This window comes from Enterobacter sp. R4-368, from assembly GCF_000410515.1.
GTDB lineage: Bacteria > Pseudomonadota > Gammaproteobacteria > Enterobacterales > Enterobacteriaceae > Kosakonia.
In genome coordinates this window covers 3,160,987-3,179,848 of record NC_021500.1, presented here as the reverse complement: position 1 = coordinate 3,179,848, position 18,862 = coordinate 3,160,987, and the positions used below count along the sequence as shown (strand labels likewise).

Here is an 18,862-nt window from a genome sequence, read left to right as displayed (position 1 = left end):
TTTACGTTTTCAACCCGCACTTCAGGAGCAGTAATCCACGCCGCCTTCACTGAAGGTGGATTTTTATTTGTCCTTCGCTTTTGCCAGCATCGCGCGAATATTCGCCACGTTGGCCTGACCTTTATGCATGCGCTCTTCGGCACTGACCACTTTGCGTTCCTGCTCCCAAATCAGATCGTCCTGTGGTAATTCCAGCAGGAAGCGGCTCGGTTCCGGTCGGACTAACTCACCATACTGACGACGTTCTTTGCAGAGGGTGAAAATCAGCTCTTTCTGCGCACGGGTGATGCCCACATAAGCCAGCCGCCGCTCTTCATCGACGTTATCTTCATCGATACTGCTCTGGTGCGGCAATAACCCCTCTTCCATACCTACGAGGAAAACATATGGGAATTCAAGGCCTTTAGATGCGTGCAACGTCATCAACTGCACCTGATCGGATTCGTCGTCACTCTCGCCACGCTCCATCATGTCGCGCAGGGTAAAGCGCGTGACGACTTCCGCCAGCGTCATCGGCTCGTCCAGTTCGCTGCCTTCCAGCATCTCCGTCATCCAGCCGAACAGCGTGTTGACGTTTTTCATGCGCATCTCTGCCGCTTTCGGGCTGGCGGAGGTTTCGAACAGCCAGGACTCATAATCGATGCCGTGAATTAAATCGCGCACTGCCGCGATAGGCTCGCGCTCCGACAAACGCTGAACTTCACCGAGCCAGTGGGTAAAACGCGTCAGCGCGTCATAACCGCGCCCGGTCAGCGTCTGGTTCAGGCCAACATCAAAGCTGGCAGCAAACAGGCTCTTATTACGTAACATCGCCCATTCGCCCAGCTTTTGCAGCGTTGCTGAGCCAATTTCACGCTTTGGCGTATTCACGATGCGCAGAAACGCACTGTCATCATCCGTATTGGTCAGCACCCGCAAATAGGCCAGCAGATCTTTGATTTCCGGGCGAGAAAAGAACGAGGTGCCGCCTGAAATCTTGTACGGGATGCGGTTCTGCATCAGGAATTTTTCGAATACGCGCGACTGGTGGTTGCCGCGATAGAGGATCGCATAATCCTTGTATGCGGTTTTGTTCACGAAGTGGTGAGCAATCAGCTCACCTGTCACGCGCTCGGCTTCGTGTTCTTCGTGGTTGGCGCTGAGCACTTTCAGCTCGGCACCATAACCCAGCTCGGAAAAGAGTCGCTTTTCAAACACGTGTGGGTTGTTGGCGATGAGGATATTCGCTGCTTTCAGGATGCGCCCGGAAGAGCGATAGTTTTGTTCCAGCTTAATCACCTGCAATGCCGGGAAATCCTGGCTCAGCAGCACCAGGTTTTGCGGCCGCGCACCGCGCCACGAATAAATCGACTGGTCATCGTCACCCACGACGGTGAAGCGCGCGCGCTGGCCCACTAACAGCTTTACCAGCTCATACTGACTGGTGTTGGTGTCCTGATATTCATCCACCAGCAGATAACGGATCTTGTTCTGCCAGCGTTCGCGCACCTCTTCGTTGCGCTGCAATAGCAGCGTCGGCAGCAGGATCAGGTCGTCAAAATCGAGTACGTTACACGCCTTCATATGGGCGTCGTACAGACCGTAGCAATGAGCAAAAATACGGTCGCGCTCGCCGTTTGCGCGCGCAGCGGCCTGCGGCGGCGTCAGCAGATCGTTTTTCCAGTTTGAGATCGTGGAGATCAGTTGTTGCAACACCACTTTGTCATCGTCGATCAGCCCTTCGGTCAGATCTTTCAGCAACGCGACCTGATCGGTGTCGTCAAACAGGGAAAAGTTAGATTTCATCCCCAACGCGGCGAACTCACGTTTGATGATATTCAGCCCCAGCGTGTGGAACGTAGAGATCATCAACCCGCGCGCCTCCTTACGCCCCAGCGTCTGCGCAACACGTTCTTTCATCTCGCGCGCCGCTTTGTTGGTAAAGGTTACCGCCGCGATATGTTTCGCCTGATAGCCACAGCCACGGATCAAATGGGCGATTTTATTGGTGATCACGCGTGTTTTACCGGACCCCGCTCCCGCCAGCACCAGGCATGGTCCGGTGACGAATTCGACGGCTTGTTGTTGTCCGGGGTTTAAACGCATAAAAAATCACTCAATGAAAAGTCTGGAGGGGAAATATATACACAAAATCATTCAGGCCGTGAACCTTCAGCCGCTAACACACGTAAGTGGCGGGATAACGAATCTGCCGGGAACAGATTTAACGCAGCTTACTACGGCACCCACGGTGCGAGACCCTCGCTTAAGTTGAGCCGCAGGCGCAACTTGAAGCCGAGGCAGAATGAAGACCGAAGTGTATAAACGCGTGGTAGTATAGCCAGCCTCAACAACCTCACTCAAGGCACGATCATGGCAAAAACCGCAGCAGCACTGCATATCCTTGTTAAAGAAGAGAAACTGGCACTGGATCTTCTGGAACAGATCAAAAACGGCGGCGATTTCGAAAAGCTGGCGAAGAAACACTCTATCTGCCCGTCAGGTAAAAAAGGCGGACATTTGGGCGAATTCCGTCAGGGCCAGATGGTTCCCGCGTTCGATAAAGTGGTGTTCTCCTGCCCGGTGCTGGAGCCAACCGGCCCGCTGCACACCCAGTTCGGTTACCACATCATCAAAGTGCTGTACCGCAACTAATGATTGAGCCTCTCATCACAGAGAGGCTGTTTTTTTATTTGTGCGATTGCAGCTTCTGCTGCGCGTCATGCTTCATCACATGCATGCTGATTGCCGCCTGGAACACTTTAAACATCAGGCCATTAATCAGGGTCGCCAGCGTAATGGTAATAAACGCCGTCATCATCCAGTCAATCAATGCAAAGCCGCTGTGCAGCAACGCAGGCCGGTACACCAGCATACCGCCAAACACCGCCCAGTGACTCAGACAATAAAAACACTGAAACAAGTGCCCTATCATCGCGTTCTTTTTCACCGTCCATTCACGAAAAGCCGCAAATAACTCCGTTTGCGTCACCGTTATTGAAATGCTGCTGGCAGCCAGCGCAATCATCAGACAGGTGGTTAAATCTGCAATCATCAGTGGTGCCCCTTTTCGTTGAAGTAACTGATAAATTCCGCACCGACATCCTGTAGCGTCAGGTTTTTAAAACGTTCAAGGATCAGCGATTGTGCGTCGGCAAGCGTCGACGACATCACCCGGTTCACCCCTTGCTCAACCAGGCACTCAGGGTTCTCATTACGATTACCCAATGCGAACAACGCAGGCGATCCCAGTGCAATATAGATGTCGTAGAGAGTGACATGGCTGGCGGGACGACAAAGCCGCCAGCCGCCGTGGTGCCCTTTGGTCGCGCAGACAATCTGTTTTTCCCGTAACCCGGCGAGCAGTTTGCGAATAAACGCCGGGTTACCGTCGATGTATTCAGCCATCTGTTCCGATGTCATCGGTTTATCAGCCTGTTCCATGTGGAGCAGGATGTGCAGCGTCGCGGAGAATGAGTTATTTATTTTCATGTAACTTACGATATTACATAAAGACAAATTCAACAAGACGAATGGGCAAAAAAGATCGCGTCCAGTGCAGCACATAAAAAAGCCCGGAAGCGCTAACGCCTCCGGGCTTGAATTTTTCGATGAATGTCGGCTTATCGTTGCCGAAAGACGACCGGATTTAGCTCGCGACGGCGATACGTTTCATGTCCGTCATATAACCGCGCAGTTTCTGACCCACTTTCTCAATGGCATGGCTGCGAATCGCATCATTCACATCGCGAAGCTGCGCGTTATCTACCGCGCCTTCGGCAATCGCTTTACCCAAATCGCCCGTTTGCAGCGTGGTCATAAACTCTTTCAGCAGCGGTACGCAAGCATAAGAGAACAGGTAGTTGCCGTACTCTGCGGTATCGGAAATAACCACGTTCATCTCATACAGACGTTTACGCGCGATGGTGTTGGCAATCAGCGGCAGTTCGTGCAGCGATTCATAGTAAGCAGACTCTTCGATAATGCCGGACGCCACCATGGTTTCGAACGCCAGTTCAACGCCCGCTTTCACCATCGCAATCATCAGCACGCCTTTATCAAAATACTCCTGCTCGCTGATTTTGCCTTCAAACTGCGGTGCGGTTTCGAACGCGGTTTTACCGGTTTCTTCACGCCAGGTCAGCAGTTTCTTATCGTCGTTGGCCCAGTCAGCCATCATGCCGGAAGAGAACTCGCCGGAAATGATGTCATCCATATGTTTCTGGAACAGTGGCGCCATGATGCCTTTCAGCTGTTCAGACAGCGCGTAAGCACGCAGTTTCGCCGGATTGGACAAGCGATCCATCATCAGCGTAATACCGCCCTGTTTCAGCGCTTCGGTGATGGTTTCCCAGCCGAACTGAATCAGTTTTTCTGCGTAAGCAGGGTCGGTACCGTCAGCCACCAGCTTGTCAAAGCACAGCAGAGAACCCGCCTGCAGCATGCCGCAGAGGATAGTCTGCTCGCCCATCAGGTCGGATTTCACTTCCGCAACAAAAGAGGACTCCAGAACACCCGCACGGTGACCACCGGTTGCCGCTGCCCAGGCTTTAGCAATCGCCATTCCTTCGCCTTTCGGGTCGTTTTCCGGGTGGACGGCAATCAGCGTCGGAACGCCGAAACCGCGTTTGTACTCTTCACGCACTTCAGTGCCAGGGCACTTCGGCGCCACCATCACGACGGTGATGTCTTTACGGATCTGCTCACCCACTTCCACGATATTGAAACCGTGAGAGTAGCCCAGCGCCGCGCCGTCTTTCATCAGCGGCTGCACGGAACGCACGACGTCAGAGTGCTGTTTGTCCGGCGTCAGGTTCACGACCAGATCCGCCTGCGGGATCAGCTCTTCATACGTGCCGACTTTGAAACCGTTTTCGGTCGCTTTGCGCCAGGACGCGCGTTTTTCCGCAATGGCTTCTTTACGCAGCGCGTAAGAGATATCCAGGCCGGAGTCGCGCATGTTCAGGCCCTGGTTCAGGCCCTGGGCACCGCAGCCGACGATGACCACTTTTTTACCCTGAAGGTAGCTTGCGCCATCGGCAAATTCGTCACGCGCCATAAAGCGGCATTTGCCCAGCTGCGCCAGCTGCTGGCGCAGGTTCAGTGTATTAAAGTAGTTAGCCATTTGAGACCTCGTCGTGTGATGTTGTGTTGTGCCGTTCTTCTTTTGCGCTAACGCTGTAGATTTTCTGTTGCGCAAATTATTCAGGGCAATATTTATTGTTCAGTTCGCTGATAAGCGAGATTGAACCCACTATATGACAGGAAATGCGTTGCTTAAATTGATATATTAACAATGTCACATTGCAATTTTTGCAATGTAAATTTGTGGAGTCTGTCTCATGGATTTACGCGATCTGAAAACGTTCCTGCATCTGGCCGAAAGCCGCCATTTTGGCCGCAGCGCGCGCGCCATGCATGTCAGCCCTTCCACGCTTTCGCGACAAATCCAGCGGCTGGAAGAAGATCTCGGGCAGCCGCTGTTTGTGCGCGATAACCGTACCGTCACGCTGACTGAAGCGGGTGAAGAGTTGCGCGTTTTCGCGCAGCAAACGTTATTGCAATATCAGCAATTGCGCCACACCATCGACCAGCAAGGCCCGTCGCTCTCCGGCGAGCTGCATCTTTTCTGTTCCGTCACCGCGGCTTACAGCCATTTGCCGCCGATTCTTGATCGCTTTCGCGCGGAACACCCGTCGGTAGAAATCAAGCTCACCACCGGCGATGCCGCTGATGCGATGGAAAAAGTGGTCACTGGCGAAGCGGATCTGGCCATTGCCGGGAAACCGGAAACGCTGCCCGGCGCGGTCGCCTTTTCGATGCTGGAAAACCTGGCCGTGGTGCTGATAGCACCTGCGCTCCCCTGCCCGGTGCGGAACCAAGTTTCGCAGCCCGAACCAGACTGGTCCACCGTGCCGTTTATCATGGCCGATCAGGGCCCGGTGCGCCGCCGTATCGAACTATGGTTCCGCCGCCACAAAATCAGCAACCCGTCGATTTACGCTACCGTCGGCGGTCACGAAGCAATGGTGTCGATGGTCGCGCTCGGTTGCGGCGTGGCGCTAATCCCGGAAGTGGTGCTGGAAAACAGCCCGGAGCCGGTACGCAACCGCGTGATGATCCTTGAGCGCAGCGATGAGAAAACGCCGTTTGAGCTTGGCGTGTGTGTACAAAAAAAGCGGCTCTATGAGCCGCTTATTGATGCGTTCTGGAAAATCCTGCCAAACAACTAACCGGCAAGGAAAAAACGGAACGCCGGGTTATGCGTTTCATCGTGGCATTCGTAGCCCAGCTCGTTGAGCCGGGTTTCGAAATCTGGCTCATGCTCGCCTAATTCGAATGCTGCCAGAACGCGCCCATAATCGGTGCCGTGGCTGCGGTAATGGAACAATGAAATATTCCAGTGCGTACCAAGCGTATGCAGGAACTTCAGCAGCGCGCCGGGCGATTCCGGGAACTCAAAACTGTACAGGCGTTCGCGCAGCGGTTTCGACGGTCGCCCGCCGACCATGTAACGTACGTGCAGTTTCGCCATCTCATCGTCGGAAAGATCCACGACGCTATAACCGCCTTGATGCAGCAGATCGAGGATCTCTTTGCGCTCCTCCAGCCCCCGACTTAAACGCACGCCGACAAAAATGCAGGCGTCTTTCGCATCGGCAAAGCGATAGTTAAATTCGGTCACGGAGCGCCCACCCAACAACTGGCAGAACTTCAGGAAGCTACCTTTCTCTTCCGGAATGGTCACCGCCAGCAGCGCTTCCCGCTGCTCGCCCAGCTCGCAACGCTCAGAAACATAACGTAAACCGTGGAAATTCACATTCGCGCCGGAAAGCACATGCGCCAGCCGTTCGCCGCGAATATTGTGTTTCGCGATGTACTTTTTCATCCCCGCCAGCGCCAGCGCACCGGACGGTTCCGCCACCGCACGGACATCTTCGAACAGATCTTTCATCGCCGCACAAATCGCATCGCTATCGACAGTGATGATGTCATCGAGATACGCCTGGCACAGACGGAAAGTTTCGTTACCAATGCGTTTTACCGCCACGCCTTCGGCAAACAAGCCCACGCGCGGTAACTCGACCGGATGACCCGCATCCAGCGCCGCTTTCAGGCAGGCGGAGTCTTCCGCTTCAACGGCGATCACTTTGATTTGCGGCATCAACTGTTTAATCAACACCGCCACGCCCGCCGCTAAACCGCCGCCGCCGACCGGCACAAAAACCCGATCGATATGCGCGTCCTGTTGCAGCAACTCCAGCGCCAGCGTGCCCTGTCCGGCAATCACCATCGGGTGATCAAACGGCGGTACAAAGGTGAAACCTTGTTGCTCAGCCAGCTCAATGGCTTTCGCTTTCGCTTCGTCGAAATTGGCACCGTGCAACAGCACTTCACCACCAAAGCCGCGCACCGCATCCACTTTGATATCCGCCGTCGCCACTGGCATCACAATCAGCGATTTGATCCCCAGACGCGTCGATGACATTGCCACGCCCTGCGCGTGGTTGCCCGCAGAAGCAGTAATCACGCCGTGCGCTTTTTGCTCAGGCGTAAGCCCGGCAATCATTGCGTACGCGCCACGCAGCTTAAAGCTGTGCACCGGCTGGCGGTCTTCGCGTTTGACCAGAATTACGTTGTCGAGACGCGAAGAGAGTTTCTCCATTTTTTGCAGCGGCGTTACCTGCGCCGCTTCGTAAACCGGCGCACGCAGCACCGCTCTCAGATATTCCGCCCCTTCGGGAGCGGCTGAGAGGGGTTGGGATTCGGCCATCATTAACCCCCAAGTTTGGATTTATCACGTACCGCGCCTTTATCCGCACTGGTCGCGAGACTGGCATAAGCGCGCAGCGCGAAGGAGACCTGACGCTCACGGTCAACCGGCGTCCAGGCCTTATCGCCTCGGGCTTCCTGCGCTTCACGGCGCGCTGCCAGTTCACGATCGCTCAGTTGCAGTTGAATGCTGCGGCTCGGAATATCGATAGCGATAATGTCGCCATCTTCAATCAGGCCGATATTGCCGCCGCTTGCCGCCTCCGGAGAAACGTGACCAATGGAAAGGCCGGAAGTCCCGCCGGAGAAACGCCCATCGGTGATCAGCGCACACGCTTTGCCGAGGCCCATCGATTTCAGGAAGCTGGTTGGGTAGAGCATTTCCTGCATCCCCGGCCCGCCTTTCGGCCCTTCGTAGCGAATCACCACCACATCACCGGCGACAACTTTACCGCCGAGAATGGCTTCCACCGCCGCGTCCTGGCTTTCATACACTTTTGCCGGACCGGTAAAGGTCAGGTTGCTGTCATCAACGCCTGCGGTTTTAACGATACAGCCGTTTTCCGCAAAATTGCCGTACAGCACGGCCAGGCCACCATCTTTGCTGTAAGCATGCTCCAGCGAACGGATACAGCCTTCAGCGCGATCATCGTCCAGCGTGTCCCAGCGGCAATTCTGGGAAAACGCCTGCGTGGTGCGGATACCGGCTGGCCCCGCGCGGAACATGGTTTTCACCGCGTCGTCTTTGGTCAGCATCACGTCGTACTGCTCAAGGGTTTGCGGCAGCGTCAGACCGAGCACGTTTTTCACGTCACGGTTTAACAAGTTAGCGCGATCCAGCTCACCCAGGATGCCCAGCACGCCACCGGCGCGGTGCACATCCTCCATATGGTATTTCTGCGTACTCGGCGCGACTTTACATAGCTGCGGAACTTTGCGGGACAGCTTATCGATATCACTCATGGTGAAATCAATTTCTGCTTCCTGCGCGGCGGCCAGCAGATGCAGAACAGTATTAGTAGAGCCGCCCATGGCGATATCCAGCGTCATGGCGTTTTCAAACGCCGCTTTACTGGCGATGGAACGCGGCAGTGCGCTGGTGTCATCCTGCTCGTAATAGCGTTTGGTCAGCTCAACAATGCGTTTGCCCGCGTTGATGAACAGTTCTTTGCGGTCAGCGTGGGTCGCCAGCAGCGAGCCGTTACCCGGCTGTGACAGCCCCAGCGCTTCGGTCAGACAGTTCATTGAGTTGGCGGTAAACATGCCGGAGCAGGATCCGCAAGTGGGGCAGGCGGAACGTTCTACCTGCTCGCTCTGATCGTCAGAAACTTTCGGATCCGCGCCCTGAATCATGGCATCCACCAGATCGAGTTTAATTATCTGGTTGGAGAGTTTTGTTTTCCCGGCTTCCATCGGGCCGCCGGAGACGAAAATCACCGGAATATTCAACCGCAGAGAAGCCATCAGCATCCCGGGGGTGATTTTGTCGCAGTTGGAAATACACACCATTGCGTCAGCGCAGTGGGCATTGACCATATATTCAACGGAATCGGCAATCAGCTCGCGGGAAGGCAGTGAATAAAGCATGCCGCCGTGGCCCATGGCGATACCGTCATCAACGGCAATCGTGTTGAACTCTTTCGCCACGCCGCCTGCGGCTTCGATTTGCTCCGCAACCAGCTTACCGAGATCGCGCAGGTGAACGTGGCCCGGCACGAACTGGGTAAACGAGTTCACGACGGCGATAATCGGCTTGCCAAAATCGGCGTCGGTCATCCCGGTTGCGCGCCACAGCGCGCGGGCACCCGCCATATTGCGCCCGTGGGTGGTGGTGGCGGAACGGTACTTAGGCATGCTCTTTTACTCCCGTCTATCTTGTCGATGGGGTGGTGCGTGCCATCCCATATTTATTTGCTATACCCTGAATGATTCGGGTTGTAGGAAGGCGGCAAGCGAGCGAATCCCCGGGAGCTTACATAAGTAAGTGACTGGGGTGAACGAGTGCGGCCAACACACCTACAACCTGAAGTATGACGGGTATTTATGGATTAACTTGATCCAACCAGCCCCACTTATCTTCCGTTTCACCGGTGAAGAGGCCAAAGAATGCTTGCTGAATACGTTTGGTGACCGGGCCACAACGACCTTCACCAACCTGAATACCATCAACGCTGCGCACCGGCGTGATTTCCGCTGCCGTACCGGACATAAACACTTCATCCGCCAGATACAGCGATTCGCGGGACAGCACCTGCTCACGAACTTCGATGTTCAGCTCTTTCGCCAGCTTGATGATCGCATCGCGAGTGATACCCGGCAGGGCGGAAGAGGTAAACGGCGGCGTGAACAGGATGCCGTCTTTTACTTCAAACAGGTTTTCGCCCGCACCTTCAGAGATGTAGCCGTTAACGTCCAGCGCAATGCCTTCCTGGTAACCGTGGCGGCGCGCTTCGCTGCCAACCAGCAGGGAAGAGAGGTAATTTCCGCCCGCTTTCGCGGCTGTCGGGATGGTGTTCGGCGCAACACGGTTCCAGGAAGACACCATCGCGTCGATCCCCTGATCCAGTGCTTCCGCACCGAGGTAAGCGCCCCACGGGAACGCAGCGATAATCACATCAGTGGTGTAGCCCGCCGGCGGGTTAACGCCCATGCCAACATCGCCCACAAATACCAGCGGACGAATATAGGCGCTGGTCAGATTGTTTTTGCGGATCACTGCGCGGCAGGCTTCCATCAGCTCGTCGACGCTCTGAGATACCGGGAAACGATAGATTTTGGCGGAATCGCGCAGACGCTGCATATGTTCACGATGGCGGAACACTACCGGACCTTTGTGCGAGTCATAGCAACGGATGCCTTCAAATACGGAAGTACCGTAATGCAGCGCGTGGGACATCACGTGGACTTTCGCATCTTCCCAACGAACCATCTCGCCATTAGACCAAATGTAGTCTGCTTTTTTCGTCGTCATTATTCTTCCTTTTGCGCTTACGCGCGGATTTGTTGTGATTGTGATGATGTGGCACGCTGGCGGATATCAACCCGGGCAACGTCAACAAGTTTGCTTAACTGGCTAAACAGTAATTCGACAGGCCGCGGGCTGGCAACGGTCAATTCGATATTTATGTTCCGCGCATCACTGGCGGTTTCCATATTCATGGCACACACCTGAAAGCCACGGTGACGCACCACGCGCAGCACGCGTTCTAACGTTTCAGGATTGAAGCGGGCCTCAACGGCGACCTGATGTTGCATCATGATAATTTCTCCAGCATTTGTGAGTTACTGGCGCCGGGCGGCACCAACGGCCAGACATTCTCAAGTTCATCGATTGAGACATGAAGCAGGTATGGCCCTGGGCTCGTGAGCATCGTGTCGAGTGCCGCTTCAACCTGGTCTTTTCGGGTGATGTGCTGGCCGGGAATGCCGAAAGCGCTGGCCAGCGTGAGGAAATCGGGGTTATCAGTCAGGGTGGTTTCACTATAACGCTCGTTGAAGAATAACTGCTGCCACTGACGAACCATCCCTAAACGCTGGTTGTCCAGTAAGACAATCTTCAGCGGTAATTGCTTACGTTTAACGGTGCCGAGCTCCTGAACATTCATCATGAAGGAGCCGTCACCGGAGATACAGATTACCGTATCGTCCGGGCGGGCAACCTGCGCGCCAACAGCGGCCGGCAAACCGAAGCCCATCGTACCTAATCCACTGGACGTGATGAAATCTTCCGGGCGGCTGAAACACAAATGTTGCGCCGCCCACATCTGATGCTGGCCAACGTCGGTAGTGACCACGCTGTTTTCCGGTTTGCGATCGGAGAGCTGTTTTAACAACAGCGGCGCGTAAATAGCGTCGCCTGGATGATCGTAACGCCAGGCATGTTCGCGACGCAGATCCGCGCTGTATTGACGCCACGCATCAATTGCCAGCGGCTGTTGCAGCGCAGGCAGCAACGCGTTTAAATCGCCCTGCAACGCAACGTGCGCCTGGCGCAGTTTGCTCATTTCCGCCGGGTCGATATCCATATGGATCACTTTGGCGTTCGGCGCGAAGGTATTCAACTTGCCGGTCACGCGATCGTCAAAACGGGCGCCAACGGCAATCAGCAAGTCACACTCCTGCACGGCAAAATTCGCGGCTTTCGTACCGTGCATCCCCAGCATGCCGAGATAGTAAGCATAATCAGTTTCCACTGCACCCAGCCCTTTCAGCGTGCAAGTGACCGGCATTTGCGTCACGCTCAGAAACTCACGCAGCGCCGGAACCGCCTGCGCCATGCCCACACCGCCGCCAACATACAGCATCGGTTTTGTTGCCTGCGAGAGCATCTGCACGGCCTGCTCCACTTCCGCCTGCGGGAAATAATGTTCATCGTCGACGGTCGCGAACCAGGGATCCAGATCACCTACAGCCAACTGGATGTCTTTTGGAATATCCACCAGAACCGGGCCCGGGCGGCCGGAATTGGCCACGTAGAAAGCCTCAGCCATGACACGCGGTAACTCTTCCAGAGATTCAACCAGAAAGCTGTGCTTCGTGCAGGCGAGGGATAAACCCAGTACGTCCACTTCCTGAAACGCGTCGGTACCGATAAGCGGAGCAGCAACCTGGCCGGTGATGGCAACAACCGGAACGGAATCTAATAACGCATCAGCAAGACCAGTGATCAGGTTCGTCGCACCTGGGCCGGAAGTGGCGATGCAAACGCCAGTTTTACCGGTGGCGCGAGCATAACCGATAGCGGCCATCGCCGCGCCCTGCTCGTGCCGGCAAAGTAGGTGTTCCACGCCGCCGTCATACAATGCATCGTAAACCGGCATAATTGCGCCGCCCGGATAGCCGAAGACGATATCGACTTTCTGCGCTCGCAACGCATGTACCACCCACTGTGCTCCATTCATAGTCAGTTCCCCGCCGGATATCGGGAGAAACAGAATTTTGTGCTGCTACTCATCCTCTGCTCCTCGTTTATGTTTTTAGATCATAAAAAAACCCCCGGACCTTTCGGTGCGGGGGTCTTAGTTCGTTAAGGCTTGTTTTTTAAGCCTTTCCTCGTCCAAGTGCAGCCCCGCACGGTGGGATAATAATCACCACCACGCTAATCACGACCAGGCTAATCACTCGTAGAAGGGCTTTCATTTGTGTTCGTTCTTGCTTCATGTTCGAAGGAATGCCTAAAGAGGTAACACAGATTTAAGACAAGAAACAAGAAAAATTTATGACGCAGTTTGCGACCGCACCGACAAATTGACGAAAAATGGTTGTTTTATATAGAGAAAAGTCTTGGTGAAAATTTCTCACCTCTTGCAGTAGCAATACAACGCTGCGATCAACATTCCAATACGATGAAAAAAGGGGCTAATTGCAGTGAAATGCAGGAAACGCGCACGCAAAAGCAGCGTTTCGATAATGAAAAGCGATAATCAAAACAGATAATGTCTGTGAAAAGGAGAGCCTATGGCATTGTCTGTAATTTATACGCGAGCGGCGTTAGGTGTGACGGCCCCCCTGGTCACCGTTGAAGTGCATATCAGTAACGGGCTGCCGGGGCTGACTATTGTTGGGCTTCCGGAAACCACGGTTAAGGAAGCACGCGATCGTGTTCGTAGCGCCATTATCAACAGCGGATATGAATTTCCGGCGAAACGAATCACCATCAACCTGGCACCCGCGGACCTGCCCAAAGAAGGTGGACGATACGATTTACCCATCGCTATCGCGCTTCTGTCCGCTTCTGAGCAGCTAACGGCATCAGAGCTGAGTCGTTATGAATTTGTTGGCGAACTTGCCCTTACAGGCGCATTACGTGGGGTTCCTGGCGCCATCTCTTCTGTCATTGAAGCGGTAAAAGCCAACAGACGCATCGTTATTGCCAGAGAAAACGAAGCTGAAGCCAGCCTCACAGAAACACAGGAGTGTCTGGTCGCCGACCATTTACAGGAAGTGTGTGCGTTTCTGGAAGGAAAACAGGCATTACCTTCACCTGCCCCCTTTTATAGCAGCCAGGAGGCCGCCAGTGAGGATTTAAGCGATGTTATTGGACAAGAACAAGGGAAGCGCGCACTGGAAATCACTGCGGCAGGTGGACACAACCTGTTGCTAATCGGACCTCCGGGCACGGGCAAGACTATGTTGGCCAGTCGGTTGGCGGGATTGTTGCCGCCATTGAGCAACCAGGAAGCGCTGGAAAGCGCGGCCATTATGAGCGTGGTAAATTCAGCGGCACTCTCTCGCCACTGGCGAAGACGCCCATTCAGAGCGCCACATCACAGCGCTTCACTGGTAGCGCTTGTCGGCGGTGGATCCATACCAGGCCCGGGCGAGATTTCGCTGGCGCATAATGGCGTTTTGTTTCTGGATGAATTACCGGAATTTGAACGCCGCGTGCTGGATGCACTCCGCGAACCTATTGAATCCGGACAAATCCATCTTTCGAGGGCAAGGGCGAAAGTTACCTATCCCGCTCGTTTCCAGTTAATCGCCGCCATGAACCCGAGCCCGACCGGTCATTACCGGGGAAACCATAACCGCTCGACACCGGAGCAAACGCTGCGCTATTTGGGAAAGCTATCAGGCCCTTTTCTCGATCGCTTCGATCTCTCGCTTGAGGTCCCCTTGCTTGCTCCGGGGTCAATGAGCCAGCCACAGCAAAAAGGCGAAAGCAGTGAAACGGTACGCTTACGGGTTATTCAGGCCCGGGCACGGCAATATCAGCGGCAGAATAAACTCAACGCGCATCTGGATAGCAGCGAAACAAAACAGCTTTGTAAACTTAACAGAGAAGACGGGAATTGGCTGGAAGAGACGTTAACACGTCTGGGATTGTCTGTACGCGCCTGGCAACGCCTGCTGAGAGTTGCACGAACGATAGCAGATCTTGAAGAAGAGCCAGCGATCCAGCGCGCGCATCTGCAGGAAGCGTTAAGTTATCGCGCAATCGACAGACTACTGATTCATTTGCAAAAGATGCTGATGTAAAAAAGGGGCCGTAGCCCCTTTTCTCTTAATCTTCGGAATCCGTATAGTCTTCCGCACCTTCCATCTGTGGTTTCCCACCAGAAAGAGTGTGAAAGCGCTTCGGACGCTTAATGCGCGCCATATACTTGATCCAGACGCGTTCTGCTTCGGTGTCTGGCTCACGCTCTCCACGGCACACTGCAACAAATTGCGTTTCTTCTGCAGTCACTGGTTCACGCTTACCGAGTTCCAGTTCGTTAAAAGCATAACCATGGCGCTCAAGCAGTTGCGCCTCTTTGATGGTGAAGTCACCGTGGCGAGAGAACCCGCGCGGATAATTCTTATTGTCGAAAAAACGATTTGTCGTCGTAAAGCTTTCCGCCATCCTGCACGCTCCTAATTCTTTGGCCGAGCTATTTATGGCGCGGAGTATTAGTTACGCTTGACAGAGTGTAAAACAAAACATTTAAATCATTACGACAAATATTTTTGTGGAGAAAACTGTGGATACGGAATTACTAAAAACTTTTCTCGAAGTTAGCAGGACTCGTCACTTCGGCCGTGCAGCCGAAGCACTCTATCTGACCCAGTCCGCAGTGAGTTTTCGTATTCGCCAGTTAGAGAACCAGCTTGGGGTTAATCTCTTTACACGCCATCGCAACAATATCCGCCTGACGGCAGCTGGCGAGAAGCTGCTGCCGTATGCGGAAACATTGATGAGTACCTGGCAAGCAGCAAGAAAGGAAGTGGCGCACACATCGCGGCACCACCAATTTTCTATTGGGGCCAGCGCATCCCTATGGGAATGCATGCTTAGCGATTGGTTAACCAGGCTGTATAACCTGCAAGGAAACCTTCAGTTCGAAGCACGAATTGCACAACGGCAATCATTGGTTAAACAGTTACACGAGCGGCAACTGGATCTGTTGATCACGACTGAAACGCCAAAGATGGATGAGTTTAGCAGCCAGTTGCTCGGCCATTTCACACTTGCGCTTTATTGCGCAGCCCCGGAAAAGAGCAAGTCAGAATTGAACTACCTGCGCCTCGAATGGGGACCGGATTTTCAACAGCATGAGTCAGAGTTAATCGCCAGTGATGACGTGCCAACATTGACGACCAGTTCAGCAGAAGTGGCCCATCAGCAATTACCGCAGCTTAATGGCTGCACCTGGCTACCTGTTTCATGGGCAGAACAAAAAGATAAGTTGTATCCCGTTACTGATACAACGATGCTTTCTCGTCCACTTTATGCAATTTGGCTGCAAAACAGCGATAAACAAAATCAGATCCGCGATCTTTTGAAAATCAAAGTGATTGATTGAATATTTGTGGCAAGGATGCCTGCGAGAGATTTTCTGTAGAGTGGATGCTGAAAAAGAAGCAAAAAAAATCCTTAGCAGATGCTAAGGATTATTTCTGGCAGGGGCGGAGGGACTCGAACCCCCAACACCCGGTTTTGGAGACCGGTGCTCTACCAATTGAACTACGCCCCTAATTATCCGCGTGTCGCGAAAATTTGAGAGACTCACAGAACAGTTCGCACTGTTCAGTGTTTCAATTTTCAGCTTGATCCAGATTTTTAAAGAGCAAAACTTCGCAGCACACACAGAATGTGTACTCTGAAGTTTTCTTGTGCCGAACAGTAAAGATGGTGGAGCTATGCGGGATCGAACCGCAGACCTCCTGCGTGCAAAGCAGGCGCTCTCCCAGCTGAGCTATAGCCCCATCGTAGTTAAATCCCGTATACCCGTAATTTTTCCTGAGACAAGGCGTCAAATGGCGAAGCATACAATCAGTATGCGAGTCATTTGACAACGCAGTATTCAGGGAAAATTTGGTAGGCCTGAGTGGACTTGAACCACCGACCTCACCCTTATCAGGGGTGCGCTCTAACCACCTGAGCTACAAGCCTGCAGAGATTTTTACTGCTCGTATTTCATCAGACAATCTGTGTGGACACTGCAGAGGCAGGTTCTTTAAGGTAAGGAGGTGATCCAACCGCAGGTTCCCCTACGGTTACCTTGTTACGACTTCACCCCAGTCATGAATCACAAAGTGGTAAGCGCCCTCCCGAAGGTTAAGCTACCTACTTCTTTTGCAACCCACTCCCATGGTGTGACGGGCGGTGTGTACAAGGCCCGGGAACGTATTCACCGTGGCATTCTGATCCACGATTACTAGCGATTCCGACTTCATGGAGTCGAGTTGCAGACTCCAATCCGGACTACGACGCACTTTATGAGGTCCGCTTGCTCTCGCGAGGTCGCTTCTCTTTGTATGCGCCATTGTAGCACGTGTGTAGCCCTGGTCGTAAGGGCCATGATGACTTGACGTCATCCCCACCTTCCTCCAGTTTATCACTGGCAGTCTCCTTTGAGTTCCCGGCCTAACCGCTGGCAACAAAGGATAAGGGTTGCGCTCGTTGCGGGACTTAACCCAACATTTCACAACACGAGCTGACGACAGCCATGCAGCACCTGTCTCACAGTTCCCGAAGGCACCAATCCATCTCTGGAAAGTTCTGTGGATGTCAAGACCAGGTAAGGTTCTTCGCGTTGCATCGAATTAAACCACATGCTCCACCGCTTGTGCGGGCCCCCGTCAATTCATTTGAGTTTTAACCTTGCGGCCGTACTCCCCAGGCGGTCTATTTAACGCGTTAGCTCCGGAAGCCACGCCTCAAGGGCACAACCTCCAAATAGACATCGTTTACGGCGTGGACTACCAGGGTATCTAATCCTGTTTGCTCCCCACGCTTTCGCACCTGAGCGTCAGTCTTCGTCCAGGAGGCCGCCTTCGCCACCGGTATTCCTCCAGATCTCTACGCATTTCACCGCTACACCTGGAATTCTACCTCCCTCTACGAGACTCAAGCCTGCCAGTTTCGGATGCAGTTCCCAGGTTGAGCCCGGGGATTTCACATCCGACTTGACAGACCGCCTGCGTGCGCTTTACGCCCAGTAATTCCGATTAACGCTTGCACCCTCCGTATTACCGCGGCTGCTGGCACGGAGTTAGCCGGTGCTTCTTCTGCGGGTAACGTCAATGAGCAAGGTTATTAACCTTACTCCCTTCCTCCCCGCTGAAAGTACTTTACAACCCGAAGGCCTTCTTCATACACGCGGCATGGCTGCATCAGGCTTGCGCCCATTGTGCAATATTCCCCACTGCTGCCTCCCGTAGGAGTCTGGACCGTGTCTCAGTTCCAGTGTGGCTGGTCATCCTCTCAGACCAGCTAGGGATCGTCGCCTAGGTGAGCCGTTACCCCACCTACTAGCTAATCCCATCTGGGCACATCTGATGGCAAGAGGCCCGAAGGTCCCCCTCTTTGGTCTTGCGACGTTATGCGGTATTAGCTACCGTTTCCAGTAGTTATCCCCCTCCATCAGGCAGTTTCCCAGACATTACTCACCCGTCCGCCACTCGTCACCCGAGAGCAAGCTCTCTGTGCTACCGTTCGACTTGCATGTGTTAGGCCTGCCGCCAGCGTTCAATCTGAGCCATGATCAAACTCTTCAATTTAAAAGTTTGATGCTCAATGAATTAAACTTCGTAATGAATTACGTGTTCACTCGTTGAGACTTGGTATTCATTTTTCGTCTTGCGACGTCAAGAATCCAGTCACCCTGAGTGCCCACACAGATTGTCTGATAAATTGTTAAAGAGCAGTGCCGCCTCGCTTTTTGCTGCGGCGCGGGTTGCGTATACTACGCTTTCCCGCTGTGAAGTCAACTGTTTATTTTCAGATTGCTTCACCTGACAGGCCGGTGTGTTTGCCGTTGTGCCGTGTCAGTGGAGGCGCATTATAGGGAGTTAATTCCCGCTGACAACCCCTAATTTCAAAAAACTTTTCAACCGTCTCTTTTTTGCGCAAAACTGCGCTAAAGCGCCAGTTTTTCGAGCTTTTTGAACCCATAGCGCTGCAAAACGGGCAATAATTGCGCAGTCTCTGGCGTTAATGCCATGCAATAGGCAATATTCTCATCGGAAGATTTCGCATCCGGCGCTTCGTGTTCAAGCAGCCAGGCAGTACGACGCGCAATTGCCGCGCCTGAATCAATCAAACGCGTTCCTTCCGGCAGCACTTGCAGCAACTCGTCTTGCAGTAAAGGAAAGTGCGTACATCCCAGCACCACCGTATCCGGCGGTC

The 18,862-nt window shown here is 53.7% G+C and carries 16 protein-coding genes, 3 tRNA genes, 1 rRNA gene and 1 pseudogene; 4 read left to right on the top strand and 17 right to left on the bottom strand.

All coding sequences use genetic code 11. From position 1 onward, the window contains the following. Positions 1-63 precede the first annotated feature (63 nt). Positions 64-2,085 (bottom strand): DNA helicase Rep, encoded by a 2,022-nt coding sequence (rep, locus tag H650_RS14990; RefSeq protein WP_020455995.1) that lies wholly within the window; start codon positions 2,083-2,085, stop codon positions 64-66. Positions 2,086-2,352: 267 nt separating this feature from the next. Here rep and ppiC point away from each other — a divergent pair, with 267 nt between their 5' ends. Beyond that, the gene (gene ppiC, locus H650_RS14985) at positions 2,353-2,634 is read left to right on the top strand and encodes a peptidylprolyl isomerase PpiC (RefSeq protein WP_001140255.1); all 282 of its coding nucleotides are present in this window, start codon (positions 2,353-2,355) and stop codon (positions 2,632-2,634) included. A gap of 34 nt (positions 2,635-2,668) precedes the next feature. On the opposite strand, the gene H650_RS14980 is transcribed toward ppiC, so the two are convergent. From H650_RS14980 to ilvC, 3 genes are all read right to left on the bottom strand, one after another. Continuing rightward, positions 2,669-3,034 carry a hypothetical protein gene (locus tag H650_RS14980; protein WP_020455994.1) on the bottom strand — a complete coding sequence of 122 codons (366 nt, stop codon included), beginning with the start codon at positions 3,032-3,034 and terminating at the stop codon, positions 2,669-2,671. Continuing rightward, positions 3,034-3,471: an RrF2 family transcriptional regulator gene (locus H650_RS14975; protein WP_020455993.1), complete on the bottom strand. Its 438-nt coding sequence runs from the start codon at positions 3,469-3,471 to the stop codon at positions 3,034-3,036. The genes H650_RS14980 and H650_RS14975 overlap by 1 nt, the downstream gene beginning before the upstream one ends. Before the next feature lie 157 nt (positions 3,472-3,628). After that, a complete protein-coding gene (ilvC, locus tag H650_RS14970; RefSeq protein WP_020455992.1) occupies positions 3,629-5,104 on the bottom strand; it encodes a ketol-acid reductoisomerase in 1,476 nt (491 codons plus the stop codon). Positions 5,105-5,321: 217 nt separating this feature from the next. On the opposite strand from ilvC, the gene ilvY reads away from it, so the two are divergent. After that, positions 5,322-6,212 carry an HTH-type transcriptional activator IlvY gene (gene ilvY, locus H650_RS14965; protein ID WP_020455991.1) on the top strand — a complete coding sequence of 297 codons (891 nt, stop codon included), beginning with the start codon at positions 5,322-5,324 and terminating at the stop codon, positions 6,210-6,212. Here ilvY and ilvA read toward each other — a convergent pair. From ilvA to ilvL, 7 genes are all read right to left on the bottom strand, one after another. Continuing rightward, positions 6,209-7,753, bottom strand: a complete 1,545-nt coding sequence (gene ilvA / locus H650_RS14960) for a threonine ammonia-lyase, biosynthetic (RefSeq protein WP_097407625.1) — start codon at positions 7,751-7,753, stop codon at positions 6,209-6,211. The genes ilvY and ilvA overlap by 4 nt on opposite strands. 2 nt (positions 7,754-7,755) lie before the next feature. Next, a complete protein-coding gene (gene ilvD, locus H650_RS14955) occupies positions 7,756-9,606 on the bottom strand; it encodes a dihydroxy-acid dehydratase (protein WP_020455989.1) in 1,851 nt (616 codons plus the stop codon). Between the two features lie 187 nt (positions 9,607-9,793). Then, entirely contained in the window at positions 9,794-10,723 is a 930-nt protein-coding gene (locus tag H650_RS14950) for a branched-chain amino acid transaminase (RefSeq protein WP_020455988.1), read from the bottom strand. 17 nt (positions 10,724-10,740) lie between these two features. Next, on the bottom strand, positions 10,741-11,010 hold the full coding sequence (gene ilvM / locus H650_RS14945; protein WP_017459702.1) for an acetolactate synthase 2 small subunit: 270 nt from the start codon (positions 11,008-11,010) through the stop codon (positions 10,741-10,743). Further along, positions 11,007-12,653, bottom strand: coding sequence for an acetolactate synthase 2 catalytic subunit (ilvG, locus tag H650_RS14940; protein ID WP_020455987.1), 1,647 nt, complete (start codon positions 12,651-12,653; stop codon positions 11,007-11,009). Before ilvG ends, ilvM begins: the two co-directional genes overlap by 4 nt. Positions 12,654-12,655: 2 nt before the next feature. After that, positions 12,656-12,706 (bottom strand): peptide IlvX, encoded by a 51-nt coding sequence (gene ilvX, locus H650_RS26125; RefSeq protein WP_202819293.1) that lies wholly within the window; start codon positions 12,704-12,706, stop codon positions 12,656-12,658. A gap of 86 nt (positions 12,707-12,792) precedes the next feature. Beyond that, positions 12,793-12,891 carry an ilv operon leader peptide gene (gene ilvL, locus H650_RS24715; RefSeq protein WP_015966468.1) on the bottom strand — a complete coding sequence of 33 codons (99 nt, stop codon included), beginning with the start codon at positions 12,889-12,891 and terminating at the stop codon, positions 12,793-12,795. A 318-nt stretch (positions 12,892-13,209) separates the two neighbouring features. Here ilvL and H650_RS14935 point away from each other — a divergent pair, with 318 nt between their 5' ends. After that, positions 13,210-14,730, top strand: coding sequence for a YifB family Mg chelatase-like AAA ATPase (locus H650_RS14935; protein WP_020455986.1), 1,521 nt, complete (start codon positions 13,210-13,212; stop codon positions 14,728-14,730). A 25-nt stretch (positions 14,731-14,755) separates the two neighbouring features. Here the strand turns inward: H650_RS14935 and H650_RS14930 are convergent, their stop codons facing one another. After that, on the bottom strand, positions 14,756-15,094 hold the full coding sequence (locus H650_RS14930; RefSeq protein WP_017459699.1) for a MaoP family protein: 339 nt from the start codon (positions 15,092-15,094) through the stop codon (positions 14,756-14,758). Positions 15,095-15,200: 106 nt separating this feature from the next. Between H650_RS14930 and hdfR the strand changes: the two genes are divergently transcribed. Next, positions 15,201-16,034, top strand: coding sequence for an HTH-type transcriptional regulator HdfR (gene hdfR / locus H650_RS14925; protein WP_110093632.1), 834 nt, complete (start codon positions 15,201-15,203; stop codon positions 16,032-16,034). 95 nt (positions 16,035-16,129) lie between these two features. On the opposite strand, the gene H650_RS14920 is transcribed toward hdfR, so the two are convergent. From H650_RS14920 to H650_RS14900, 5 genes and pseudogenes are all read right to left on the bottom strand, one after another. Next, a tRNA-Trp gene (locus tag H650_RS14920) sits at positions 16,130-16,205 on the bottom strand. 156 nt (positions 16,206-16,361) lie between these two features. Further along, a tRNA-Ala gene (locus H650_RS14915) sits at positions 16,362-16,437 on the bottom strand. Positions 16,438-16,547: 110 nt separating this feature from the next. Next, positions 16,548-16,624, bottom strand: a tRNA-Ile gene (locus tag H650_RS14910). A gap of 70 nt (positions 16,625-16,694) precedes the next feature. Continuing rightward, positions 16,695-18,234, bottom strand: a 16S ribosomal RNA gene (locus H650_RS14905). A gap of 359 nt (positions 18,235-18,593) precedes the next feature. Further along, positions 18,594-18,860: pseudogene (locus H650_RS14900) on the bottom strand (glutamate racemase); the annotation flags it as partial. Between the last annotated feature and the right edge of the window lie 2 nt (positions 18,861-18,862).

Bases quoted from the DNA above. Each gene is read 5' to 3' on its own strand.
- rep (WP_020455995.1), bottom strand. From the start codon at position 2,085: ATGCGTTTAAACCCCGGACAACAACAAGCCGTCGAATTCGTCACCGGA.
- ppiC (WP_001140255.1), top strand. From the start codon at position 2,353: ATGGCAAAAACCGCAGCAGCACTGCATATCCTTGTTAAAGAAGAGAAA.
- H650_RS14980 (WP_020455994.1), bottom strand. From the start codon at position 3,034: ATGATTGCAGATTTAACCACCTGTCTGATGATTGCGCTGGCTGCCAGC.
- H650_RS14975 (WP_020455993.1), bottom strand. From the start codon at position 3,471: ATGAAAATAAATAACTCATTCTCCGCGACGCTGCACATCCTGCTCCAC.
- ilvC (WP_020455992.1), bottom strand. From the start codon at position 5,104: ATGGCTAACTACTTTAATACACTGAACCTGCGCCAGCAGCTGGCGCAG.
- ilvY (WP_020455991.1), top strand. From the start codon at position 5,322: ATGGATTTACGCGATCTGAAAACGTTCCTGCATCTGGCCGAAAGCCGC.
- ilvA (WP_097407625.1), bottom strand. From the start codon at position 7,753: ATGGCCGAATCCCAACCCCTCTCAGCCGCTCCCGAAGGGGCGGAATAT.
- ilvD (WP_020455989.1), bottom strand. From the start codon at position 9,606: ATGCCTAAGTACCGTTCCGCCACCACCACCCACGGGCGCAATATGGCG.
- H650_RS14950 (WP_020455988.1), bottom strand. From the start codon at position 10,723: ATGACGACGAAAAAAGCAGACTACATTTGGTCTAATGGCGAGATGGTT.
- ilvM (WP_017459702.1), bottom strand. From the start codon at position 11,010: ATGATGCAACATCAGGTCGCCGTTGAGGCCCGCTTCAATCCTGAAACG.
- ilvG (WP_020455987.1), bottom strand. From the start codon at position 12,653: ATGAATGGAGCACAGTGGGTGGTACATGCGTTGCGAGCGCAGAAAGTC.
- ilvL (WP_015966468.1), bottom strand. From the start codon at position 12,891: ATGAAAGCCCTTCTACGAGTGATTAGCCTGGTCGTGATTAGCGTGGTG.
- H650_RS14935 (WP_020455986.1), top strand. From the start codon at position 13,210: ATGGCATTGTCTGTAATTTATACGCGAGCGGCGTTAGGTGTGACGGCC.
- H650_RS14930 (WP_017459699.1), bottom strand. From the start codon at position 15,094: ATGGCGGAAAGCTTTACGACGACAAATCGTTTTTTCGACAATAAGAAT.